We start from the raw sequence: 11,033 nt of genomic DNA, 5'->3' as shown, positions 1-11,033 counted from the left end.
CGAAGGTGCTGCAACTGCATCAGCACGAGGCGAACGAAAGTCGCTCTGTGCTTAACGCCATGAATGGCGGCTCTACAACCGCAATTGCGTTTAAATCACCGCGCCACTTGTCGAAAATCCCCAGATCCTGCATCGTAAGAGCCATTTTTTACGACTGCTAAGGAGCTGGCATGCTACTGACTTTTTTCCGTTTCCTGTTCCGCCTGCTGTGGCGTGTGGAACTGCGCGGCGACCTCGCGGCACTGCATAAAGAGAAAGTGCTGATCACCCCCAACCATATGTCATTTCTCGATGGCGTATTGGTGGCGCTGTTTCTGCCGATCAAACCGGTGTTCGCGGTCTATTCGTCGATCAGCGATCAATGGTTTATGCGTCTGCTGAAGCCGATCATCGACTTCGTTCCGCTCGATCCCACCAAGCCGATGTCGATCAAACATCTGGTGCGCATGATCAATCAGGGCCGTCCGGTGGTGATCTTCCCGGAAGGACGCATCACCGTGACCGGATCGCTGATGAAGATCTACAGCGGCGCGGGCTTTGTGGCGGCGAAATCCGGTGCCACCGTGGTGCCGATGCGTATCGAAGGCGCGGAATATACACCGTTTGGTCGTCTGGCGGGCGTGTTTAAACGCCGCCTGTTCCCACGCATCACCTTAACGGTGCTGCCGCCAACGGTAATCCCGATGCCTGAGGCTAAGCGCGCGCGCGATCGCCGCACGCTGGCGGGCGAGCACTTGCACCATGTGATGATGGAAGCCCGCATGGCGGTGCGTCCGCGTGAAACGCTGTTCGAGGCTTTCCTCAATGCGCGTCAGCGTTATGGCGCGATGAAGCCGTGTATCGAAGACGTCAACTTCAAACCGGATAGCTACACCGGTTTGCTGAAGAAAGCGCTGGGCGTGGGCCGCATTCTGGAGCGCTACAGCCAGCAAGGTGAATACGTCGGTCTGCTGCTGCCGAACGCCACGGTGACGGCGGCGGCGATTCTCGGTGCTTCGCTGCGCGGCCGCATTCCGGCGATGCTCAACTACACCGCAGGTGTGAATGGCATGCGTGCGGCGTTGACCGCATCGCAGGTGAAAACTGTCTTTACCTCGCGGCAGTTCCTCGAAAAAGGCAACCTGTGGCACTTGCCGCAGGGACTGACCGAAGTGCAGTGGATCTATCTGGAAGATCTGAAAGATACCGTTACGCTGCAGGACAAGTTGTGGATTGTGGCGCATCTGCTGATGCCGCGCCGTGCGCTGGTGGCGCAGCAGCCGGAAGATGCGGCGATGGTGCTGTTTACCTCCGGTTCGGAAGGCCATCCCAAAGGTGTGGTGCACTCGCATAAAAGTCTGCTGGCGAACGTTGAGCAGATTCGTACCGTGGCGGATTTCACCCCGCGCGACCGCTTTATGTCGGCGCTGCCGCTGTTCCATGCTTTTGGTTTAACCGTTGGCCTGTTTACCCCGTTGCTGACCGGCGCGCAGGTGTTTCTCTATCCGAGTCCGCTGCATTACCGCATCGTGCCGGAGCTGGTTTATGACCGTAACTGCACCGTGCTGTTTGGTACTTCAACCTTCCTCGGTAACTACGCGCGTTTCGCCAGCCCTTACGATTTTGCGCGTCTGCGCTATGTGGTGGCAGGCGCGGAGAAACTGCAGGAAGCGACACGTCAGATCTACATGGAGAAATACGGCATCCGTATTCTCGAAGGCTACGGCGTGACGGAGTGTGCGCCGGTGGTGGCGATCAACGTGCCGATGGCGGCGAAAAATCACACTGTCGGCCGCATTCTGCCGGGCATGGATTCGCGTCTGATTTCGGTGCCGGGCATTGAGCAGGGCGGTCGCCTGCAGCTGCGCGGTCCGAACGTGATGAACGGTTATCTGCGCATGGAGAATCCGGGCGTGCTGGAAGTACCGGTTGCCGATAACGGCGAAGGCGAGATGGAAGCGGGCTGGTACGATACCGGCGATATCGTCAGCTTTGATGAAGGCGGTTTCTGCCAGATTCAGGGGCGTGCGAAACGCTTTGCCAAAATTGCCGGTGAGATGGTGTCGCTGGAAATTGTGGAGCAGATTGCGCTGAAAGCCTCCAACGAGAAACAGCATGCGGCATCGCTGCGTCCGGACGGTAATCGGGGTGAAGCTTTGGTGCTGTTTACTACCGACAGCGAACTGGGGCGCGATACCTTGCTGAAAGCGGCGCGTGAAATTGGCGCACCAGAACTGGCGGTGCCGCGCGATATTCGCGTGATGAAACAGCTGCCGATGCTGGGCAGCGGCAAACCGGACTATGTCAGCCTCAAGCAGCTGGCGGAACAGGAGCAGGCATGAGCCAGGCGTTAAATAACGATGCACCGCTAATGTCACGCAACATGCTGGCGGTGATTGTGGCGCAGTTCTTCTCAGCATTTGGCGACAACGCGCTGTTGTTCGTAACGCTGGCGGTGCTGAAAAACCAGTTCTATCCGGACTGGAGCCAGCCCATCCTGCAAATGCTGTTTGTCGCCACTTACATTCTGCTCGCGCCGTTCGTTGGGCAGATGGCGGATAGCTTCGCCAAAGGTCGGGTGATGATGTTCGCCAACAGCCTCAAGCTGCTGGGCGCGCTGACCATCTGCTTCGGCTTCAATCCGTTCCTTGGCTACACGCTGGTGGGGATTGGCGCGGCATCCTATTCGCCGGCCAAGTACGGCATTCTGACCGAAATCACCAGCGGTGAACGTCTGGTCAAAGCCAACGGCTTGATGGAAGGTTCGACCATTGCAGCGATTCTGCTGGGTTCGGTGGCGGGCGGGATGCTGGCAGACTGGAACCTGGTTGCCGCGCTGGTGGTGTGTGCCATGACCTACGCGATGGCGGTGGTGGCGAACATCTTTATTCCGCGCCTGACGGCGGCGCGTCCGGGCCAGAGCTGGCATTTTGCTGCCATGCTGCGCAGTTTCGTCACGGCCACGAAGCTGCTGTGGCGTAACGGCGAAACGCGTTTCTCGCTGCTCGGTACCAGTTTGTTTTGGGGCGCGGGCGTGACGCTGCGTTTCCTGCTGGTGCTGTGGGTACCGGTGGCGCTTGGCATCAGCGACAACAAAACCCCGACCACGCTGAATGCGATGGTGGCGATTGGCATCGTGATGGGCGCGGCAGCAGCGGCGAAGCTGGTGACGCTGCAAACCGTGCGTCGCTGCATGCCCGCCGGTGTACTGATTGGCGTGATGGTGGTGGTGTTCGCGTTGCAAACCAGCTTGCTCAATGCCTATCTGGTGCTGATGCTGATTGGTGCGCTGGGTGGTTTCTTCGTGGTGCCGCTCAATGCGCTGCTGCAGGAGCGTGGCAAGGTATCCGTGGGTTCGGGCAACGCGATTGCGGTGCAGAATCTCGGTGAAAATACCGCGATGCTGCTGATGCTGGGATTGTATACCGTGGCGATTAAGTTGGGCGCGCCTGCGGTGGCAACCGGCGTCGGATTCGGCGCGATTTTCGCCGTGGCGATTGCGGTGTTGTGGTGGAAAGGGCGGCGGTAGATTGGGCGGTGGATTGTGCGGTAATTGAAAAGGTCGCCATGAATGGCGACCCTACGGTTTTACGGGGCCGGATAGGTAAACTGGCGATGAATCGCTTCCAGTTCCTCTAACACCTCGGCATTCAGCGTCAGATTGAAACTCTCTACGTTAATCTTCAGCTGCTCCAGCGTGGTGGCGCCCAGCAAGGTGCTGGCGACAAACGGCTGTTGACGCACATAGGCCAGCGCCATCTGCGACGGATCCATATTGTGCTTCTGCGCCAGCGCAACATAGGCAGCAATCGCCTGATTGGACTGATCGCCGCTGTAACGGGTGAAGCGGCTAAACAGCGTATTGCGCGCACCGGCGGGTTTTGCACCGTTCAGGTATTTACCGCTCAAGGTACCAAACGCCAGGCTGGAATACGCCAGCAGTTCGACGCCTTCATGCTGGCTGATCTCCGCTAAACCGACCTCGAAGCTGCGGTTCAGCAGGCTGTACGGGTTCTGGATGGTGACGATACGCGGCAGCTCATGTTTTTCAGCCAGCTGCAGGTAACGCATCACGCCCCACGCGGTTTCGTTCGACACGCCAATGTAGCGAATCTTACCGGCGCGCACCTGTTCGGTCAGCGCTTCCAGCGTTTCCAGCAGCGTCACCGGCACGCTGGAATCGGTGTATTGATAACCCAGCTTGCCGAAATAGTTGGTCTGACGCTGCGGCCAGTGCAGCTGATAGAGATCGAGATAATCGGTGTTCAGGCGTTTCAGGCTGGCATCCAGCGCTTCGCGGATGTTTTTGCGATCCAGCGCCTGGTTCGGGCGAATCGACGCATCCGCGCCGCGTACCGGACCGGCCACTTTGCTGGCGAGGATGATTTTGTCACGGCTGCCGCGCTTCTTCAGCCAGCTACCAATGTATTGTTCGGTTAATCCCTGGGTTTCCGGGCGCGGCGGCACCGGATACATTTCCGCGGTATCAATCAGGTTAATACCACTGCTAACCGCGTAATCAAGCTGTGCGTGGGCGTCGGCTTCGCTGTTCTGCTCACCAAACGTCATGGTTCCAAGCCCCAGCTGACTCACTTCCAGCGTGCTATGGGGAATACGGTGATAGTGCATGTGCCGGCATCCTTTTTTCATTATGAAAGGGAATGTTGTGTCCTTGGGGACTATAGCGTGTGAAGCGGCGCGGAAGGAAGAGGGGAAAGTTCGGGAAATCGCCTGCACAAAGGGAAAACGCGTGCAGGCAGGGCAATTTGGCACTTAACGCTCAATGATGGTTGAAACCTCATCACCATTGATCTGCATCTGATGGCCTTTCTCATCGGTGTACTGTACCAATCCGGTCTCTTTATCGATGGCAGGTTTGCCATCTGTCATGATCATGCGGCCATCTTTGGTCGCCATGACGTAATCACTGCTACAACCGCTCAGTAACACGGCAACCAACGCTAAACCTACTGCACTCACCAACCCTTTCATTCTTATCTCCTTCTCGCGACTTCAACAGCAAAAGTGTAGTAATAAATGCTTTCGTCGTTAGGAGTAATCGCATCATTCCTAAAATTATCGGCAGCAATATGCATTTACAGTAAAAAATGTCGCGCCAAAAGCGGACCGGTGAAGCTTTTCTTCAGATAAAAGCCGCGCGGCAGCGTCATGATTGGCTCACCGTGTTCGCCGATAGCTTCGGTCAACGCTTTGCTATTGGCGGCTTTAGGACGGATTTGCAGCCAGGCACCGTGACGTGCGGTGATGCGCTCCACCTGGCCGAGCACAATCATATCCATCAACTCTTCCCAGTCTTCGCGCAGCTGTTGCTCCTCTTCTTCACTCGGATGCCACAGCAGCGGCGAACCGACACGGCGCTCGGCCAAAGGCAAGGTACGATCGCCTTCGATCGGGATCCACAACACTCGCGCCAGTTTGTGTCGCACATGGCTGGTTTGCCAGGTCACGCCGCTATTGCCAGTTAATGGCGCGACGCACACGAAGGTGGTTTCCAGCGGTTTGCCCTGGGCATCCACCGGAATGGTTTTCAGCTCAATGCCGAGATGGGCGAAATCCTGCTCGGCTTTGCTGCCGGCGCTGGCGCCCAAATGCAGCTCTAACAGCATGCCAACCCAGCCTTTGTCGCGTTTCAAATCCGCCGGGATCGGCAGGTTAATCTGCGCCGCCAGCGCGGCAAAGGTCTGTCCCGCCAGCTGTTGTGCGCGTTGCAGTAACTCCGCTTCGTTTTCAGGTGGCGATGGTAATGACGGTGAGGAGTGCATGCTAAAACCCATATTGGTTGAAGAGTGAACAGTAAACGCGGGCCGGGTTTGTCCACATGGCAGTTAGTAAAATAACTGTGATAATAGCATGATTCAGCATGCTTTTTTATTCCAATGGAATGAGGACATCCGATGATATGGCCAGGTTATCCCAGCTTGTTATCGACAATGAACAGGTGTTGAACCTAGTTATCCACAGAAAAGTGGGGTAACAGCCCTTTGCTCCTACCCCTGTTTCCATTTACAGCCTTGACTTTCGTGTTTTGAACGCTTTTTTTCCTTTCTTTGACCAGGTTTAGGGCATTCTCTGTGGATAAAAACGTCGGTGATGGATCTTTAACCGATCGAAAAAACCGAGCGGAGGATAACCGTTGATCCTGATCGTAATTTAACGGTTAATAAGTTTTATGTAGATGAAATATATCGTATTTATCGTCGTTATCATGCTGGGTGATGAGATTTATCCGAAGTGGTTATTCAACTCATTCCCGTGTTCTGCACAAAGCTATCCACAGAAAACGTGAATAAGATCGCCGATAAATGGGGGCATCTGTTTATAACTTGGCTAATCTCTGTGAGTTATCCTGTTTTTATTCCGCCTGCGGCCCGCTATCCAGTGGTTTACCGCCTGTAAGGAGTGTGAAACAATCAGGCTATTCAAATTTAGCTTTGAGGTAGTCCAGTGATCGATGATGATGGCTACCGCCCGAATGTTGGTATCGTAATCTGTAACAGGCAAGGACAAGTGTTGTGGGCCAGGCGCTTTGGACAGCACTCCTGGCAATTTCCTCAGGGAGGCATCAATCCGGGTGAAACTGCTGAACAGGCGATGTATCGCGAACTGTTCGAAGAAGTGGGTTTACACCGCAAAGATGTTCGAATACTTGCTTCAACCCGAAACTGGTTACGCTACAAGTTGCCAAAACGTTTGGTGCGTTGGGACACAAAGCCGGTGTGTATCGGCCAGAAACAAAAGTGGTTTCTTCTGCAGTTGATGTGTAGTGACGCGGAAATCAATGTGCAGCACAGCAGCACGCCGGAGTTTGATGGTTGGCGCTGGGTTAGCTTCTGGTATCCGGTACGTCAGGTGGTCTCTTTCAAGCGCGATGTTTATCGCCGCGTAATGAAAGAATTCGCGGGCGTAGTGATGTCTATGCAGGAGAGTGCGGGGCAGCGGAATAACGCCGCCCAACGACGTAAAAGAGGATAGGCCACGCCCTTTATGCTCACTCAGTTACGCGAAATTGTAGAGAAAGTGGCGAGTGCTCCACGTCTGAATGAAGCACTCGACATTCTGGTAAACGAAATTTGCCTTGCGATGGAAACCGAGGTTTGCTCGGTTTATCTCGCCGATCACGATCGTCGTTGCTATTACCTGATGGCGACACGCGGGCTAAAAAAGCCGCGTGGTCGTACGGTCACGCTGGCGTTTGATGAAGGCATTGTTGGCCTTGTTGGACGCTTAGCTGAGCCGATCAACCTCGCCGACGCGCAAAGCCATCCCAGCTTCAAATACATTCCTTCTGTTAAAGAGGAGCGCTATCGCTCCTTCCTCGGCGTCCCGATCATCAGCCGTCGCCAGCTGCTTGGCGTGCTGGTTATCCAGCAGCGCGAACACCGTCAGTTTGATGAAAGCGAAGAGTCTTTCCTCGTCACGCTCGCCACGCAAATGGCGGGCTTGCTGTCGCAGTCGCAGCTCGGTCAACTGTTCGGCCAATTCCGTCAGACGCGGGTAAAAGCCATTGCTGCGGCGCCTGGCGTGGCGGTTGCGCCCGGTTGGGTGGATGAAACTCAACCGCTGCTCGACCAGGTTTCTGCTGCCTCCACGCTCGACGTGCAGCGTGAACGCGAGCGTCTGGTGCTGGCGATGGGCGAAGCCGGCAACGAATTCCGCCGCTTCAGTAAACGCTTTGCTGCCAGCGTGCAGAAAGAGAGCGCGGCGATCTTCGATCTCTATTCGCACCTGCTTACCGATGCGCGCTTGAAAAAAGATCTGTTTGATGAGATCGAGCGCGGATCGGTAGCCGAGTGGGCAGTGAAAACGGTGATCGAGAAGTTCGCCGAGCAGTTCGCCAACTTGCAGGATCAATATTTACGCGAGCGCGCCGGCGATCTGCGCGTGCTCGGTCAACGTCTGCTGTTCCACCTCGATGATTCACTGGTCGGCACCAATGCCTGGCCGGAACGCTTCGTGTTAGTCGCCGATGAACTCACCGCCACCACGCTGGCGGAATTGCCGCAGGAGCGTCTGGCGGGCGTGGTGGTGCGCGACGGCGCGGCCAACTCGCATGCGGCGATTTTGACGCGCGCGATGGGCATCCCCACCGTAATGGGCGCGGATATCCTGCCGGCGCAGCTCAACAAACGCTTGCTGATTGTTGATGGCTATCGCGGCGAAGTGCTGATCGATCCGGAACCGGTGCTGGTGCAGGAGTATCAGCGTTTGATCAGCGAAGAGAACGCGCTGAGCAAAATGGCCGAAGGCGTGGTCGAGCAGCCCGGCGAGCTGAAAAGCGGTGAGCGCATTCAGGTGATGCTGAATGCCGGTCTCAGCGCGGAACACGAGCAGGCACTGGATAACTGGGTAGATGGCATCGGTCTGTACCGCACCGAAATTCCGTTCATGCTGCACAACGGCTTCCCGTCCGAAGAGGAGCAGGTGGCGCAGTATCAGGGCATGCTGCAGCTGTTCTACGACAAGCCGGTGACGCTGCGTACGCTGGATGTCGGCGCGGATAAACAGCTGCCGTATATGCCAATCAGCGAGGAGAATCCGTGCCTTGGCTGGCGTGGCATTCGCTTAACGCTCGATCAGCCTGAAATCTTCCTGGTACAGGTGCGCGCCATGCTGCGTGCCAACGTGGCGTCTGGCAACTTAAGCATTTTGCTGCCGATGATCAGCCATATCGATGAGATCGATGATGCGCGTCGCCTGATCGATCGCGCTGGCCGCGAAGTGGAAGAGATGCTCGGCTATGTGATTCCTAAGCCGCGCATTGGCATCATGATTGAAGTGCCGTCGATGCTGTTTATGATCCCGCATCTGGCGGATCGCGTGGATTTTGTCTCCGTCGGTACCAACGATTTGACGCAATATTTGCTGGCGGTCGATCGTAACAACACGCGCGTGGCGAACCTGTATGATTCGCTGCATCCGGCGATGCTGCGGGCGCTGCACACCATCGCCAGCGAAGCCCGCCAGGCCAAACTGGAGCTCTGCTTGTGTGGTGAAATGGCTGGCGATCCCATGTGTGTCGCGCTGTTAGTGGGCATGGGATATCACCATCTCAGCATGAACGGCAAGAATGTACCGCGTGTGAAATATCTGCTGCGTCATCTCGACTTTGAAGAGGCGCAGAAGCTTAGCGAGCATGGGCTGGCTGCGCATACCGCCTCGGAAGTGCGCCATCTGGTCTCTACCTTTATGGAGCGCCGTGGTTTAGGCGGTTTAATTCGCGGCGGGCGTTAACGGTTACATCTTCGCGACCTGTGTTAAACGTGGCTGTGCTATTATGCGCGGCCTTTTATTATGTGAACCCTTAGCCAGACCCGTTTCAGGGCAGAAAAAAACAGTGGTGAAAGATGACTGACGGCTACATTTCGTTTCCCCAATTCGATCCGGTAATTTTCTCTATCGGACCGGTTTCGCTTCACTGGTACGGCTTGATGTATCTGGTGGGCTTTGTATTTGCCATGTGGCTGGCGACGCGACGCGCCAACAAACCTGGCAGCGGCTGGAAAAAAGAGGAAGTGGAAAACCTGCTGTATGCGGGCTTCCTCGGCGTATTCCTCGGTGGACGTATCGGCTATGTGTTGTTCTACAACCTGCCGCTGTTCCTGGAAAATCCGCTGTATCTGTTTAAGGTCTGGGATGGCGGCATGTCGTTCCACGGCGGCCTGATTGGTGTGATTGTGGTGATGCTGATCTTCGCACGCCGCACCAAGCGTACTTTCTTCCAGGTGGCGGATTTCATTGCACCGCTGATCCCGTTTGGTTTGGGTGCCGGTCGTCTCGGTAACTTCATCAATGGCGAACTGTGGGGCCGCGTGGCGCCCGATTTCAAATACGCGATGTTGTTCCCGGGTTCACGCAGCGAAGATATCGCGCTGGCGGCCAACAATCCGCAGTACCAGGAGTTGCTGAACACCTACGGCGTACTACCGCGTCATGCGTCACAGCTGTATGAGCTGTGCCTCGAAGGTATCGTGCTGTTCATCATTCTCAACCTGTTTATCCGCAAGCCGCGCCCAATGGGCAGCGTCTCGGGCCTGTTCCTGATTGGCTACGGCGCATTCCGCATTATCGTGGAGTTCTTCCGTCAGCCGGATGCGCAGCTTGGCCTGTTTGAAGGCGGCGTCAGCATGGGACAGATTTTGTCGATCCCAATGATTCTGGCCGGTGTGATTATGATGATCTGGGCGTATCGTCGTCGCCCGCAGCAACAAACTCGTGAGGTAAAATGAAACAGTATCTGGACCTAATGCAACATGTGCTGAATGAAGGCGCTGAAAAGGCCGACCGTACCGGCACCGGCACGCTCTCGATCTTTGGCCACCAGATGCGTTTCAATTTGCAGGACGGTTTTCCGCTGGTTACCACCAAGAAAGTGCACCTGCGCTCGATCATTCATGAGCTGCTGTGGTTCCTGAAAGGTGAGACCAACATCGGTTACCTGAAAGAGAACAAGGTCACCATCTGGGACGAATGGGCAGATGATAATGGCGATCTTGGTCCGGTGTATGGCAAGCAGTGGCGCAGCTGGGGCAGCGCGTCGGGCGAAGAGATTGATCAAATCAGTAAAGTGATTGAGCAGTTGAAGCGTGACCCGGATTCGCGCCGCATCATCGTCTCGGCGTGGAACGTGGGCGAGCTGGATCAAATGGCGCTGGCACCTTGCCACGCCTTCTTCCAGTTCTACGTGGCGAACGGCAAGCTCTCTTGCCAGCTCTATCAGCGTTCGTGCGATATCTTCCTTGGTCTGCCATTCAACATCGCCAGCTACGCGCTGCTGGTGCATATGGTGGCGCAGCAGTGCGATCTCGAAGTGGGCGATTTTGTCTGGACCGGTGGCGATACCCATCTGTACAGCAACCATTTAGAGCAAGCACGCCTGCAGTTAACGCGCGAACCGCGTCCGTTGCCGAAGCTGGTGATCAAGCGTAAACCGGCCTCTATCTTTGATTATCAGTTCGATGATTTCGAGATTGAAGGCTACGATCCGCATCCCGCGATTAAAGCGCCCGTCGCAATTTAACACCACTCTCGTAGGG

The 11,033-nt window shown here is 55.9% G+C and carries 9 protein-coding genes; 6 read left to right on the top strand and 3 right to left on the bottom strand.

The genetic code is table 11. The features are described 5' to 3' along the window. Window positions 1–170: 170 nt before the first annotated feature. Window positions 171–2,321, top strand: coding sequence for a bifunctional acyl-ACP--phospholipid O-acyltransferase/long-chain-fatty-acid--ACP ligase (gene aas / locus AC6I8A_RS15670; RefSeq protein ID WP_497818747.1), 2,151 nt, complete (start codon window positions 171–173; stop codon window positions 2,319–2,321). Next, window positions 2,318–3,508, top strand: coding sequence for a lysophospholipid transporter LplT (gene lplT / locus AC6I8A_RS15665; protein WP_436333380.1), 1,191 nt, complete (start codon window positions 2,318–2,320; stop codon window positions 3,506–3,508). Before aas ends, lplT begins: the two co-directional genes overlap by 4 nt. A gap of 59 nt (window positions 3,509–3,567) precedes the next feature. On the opposite strand, the gene AC6I8A_RS15660 is transcribed toward lplT, so the two are convergent. The 3 genes from AC6I8A_RS15660 to mutH all read right to left on the bottom strand — a co-directional run bounded on the left by AC6I8A_RS15660 (window position 3,568) and on the right by mutH (window position 5,762). After that, on the bottom strand, window positions 3,568–4,608 hold the full coding sequence (locus AC6I8A_RS15660) for an NADP(H)-dependent aldo-keto reductase (RefSeq protein WP_265299333.1): 1,041 nt from the start codon (window positions 4,606–4,608) through the stop codon (window positions 3,568–3,570). A gap of 144 nt (window positions 4,609–4,752) precedes the next feature. Beyond that, complete coding sequence (locus AC6I8A_RS15655; protein ID WP_007890930.1) at window positions 4,753–4,971, bottom strand: YgdI/YgdR family lipoprotein; 219 nt, start codon at window positions 4,969–4,971, stop codon at window positions 4,753–4,755. A gap of 104 nt (window positions 4,972–5,075) precedes the next feature. After that, window positions 5,076–5,762 (bottom strand): DNA mismatch repair endonuclease MutH, encoded by a 687-nt coding sequence (gene mutH, locus AC6I8A_RS15650; protein ID WP_479489241.1) that lies wholly within the window; start codon window positions 5,760–5,762, stop codon window positions 5,076–5,078. A gap of 682 nt (window positions 5,763–6,444) precedes the next feature. Here mutH and rppH point away from each other — a divergent pair. The 4 genes from rppH (at window position 6,445) to thyA (ending at window position 11,017) form a co-directional block, all read left to right on the top strand. Then, on the top strand, window positions 6,445–6,972 hold the full coding sequence (gene rppH, locus AC6I8A_RS15645; protein WP_007890933.1) for an RNA pyrophosphohydrolase: 528 nt from the start codon (window positions 6,445–6,447) through the stop codon (window positions 6,970–6,972). A 12-nt stretch (window positions 6,973–6,984) separates the two neighbouring features. Next, entirely contained in the window at window positions 6,985–9,231 is a 2,247-nt protein-coding gene (gene ptsP, locus AC6I8A_RS15640) for a phosphoenolpyruvate--protein phosphotransferase (protein WP_256697265.1), read from the top strand. A gap of 113 nt (window positions 9,232–9,344) precedes the next feature. Beyond that, on the top strand, window positions 9,345–10,226 hold the full coding sequence (lgt, locus tag AC6I8A_RS15635) for a prolipoprotein diacylglyceryl transferase (protein ID WP_008109262.1): 882 nt from the start codon (window positions 9,345–9,347) through the stop codon (window positions 10,224–10,226). Beyond that, window positions 10,223–11,017 (top strand): thymidylate synthase, encoded by a 795-nt coding sequence (gene thyA, locus AC6I8A_RS15630; protein ID WP_256697263.1) that lies wholly within the window; start codon window positions 10,223–10,225, stop codon window positions 11,015–11,017. The genes lgt and thyA overlap by 4 nt, the downstream gene beginning before the upstream one ends. The last annotated feature ends 16 nt before the right edge of the window (window positions 11,018–11,033 follow it).

It is taken from the genome of Pantoea sp. X-Soil-ISGK-275 (assembly GCF_059730795.1).
Note: the sequence above shows the minus strand (reverse complement) of the source record. Positions and strands in the feature narration are given on the sequence as shown.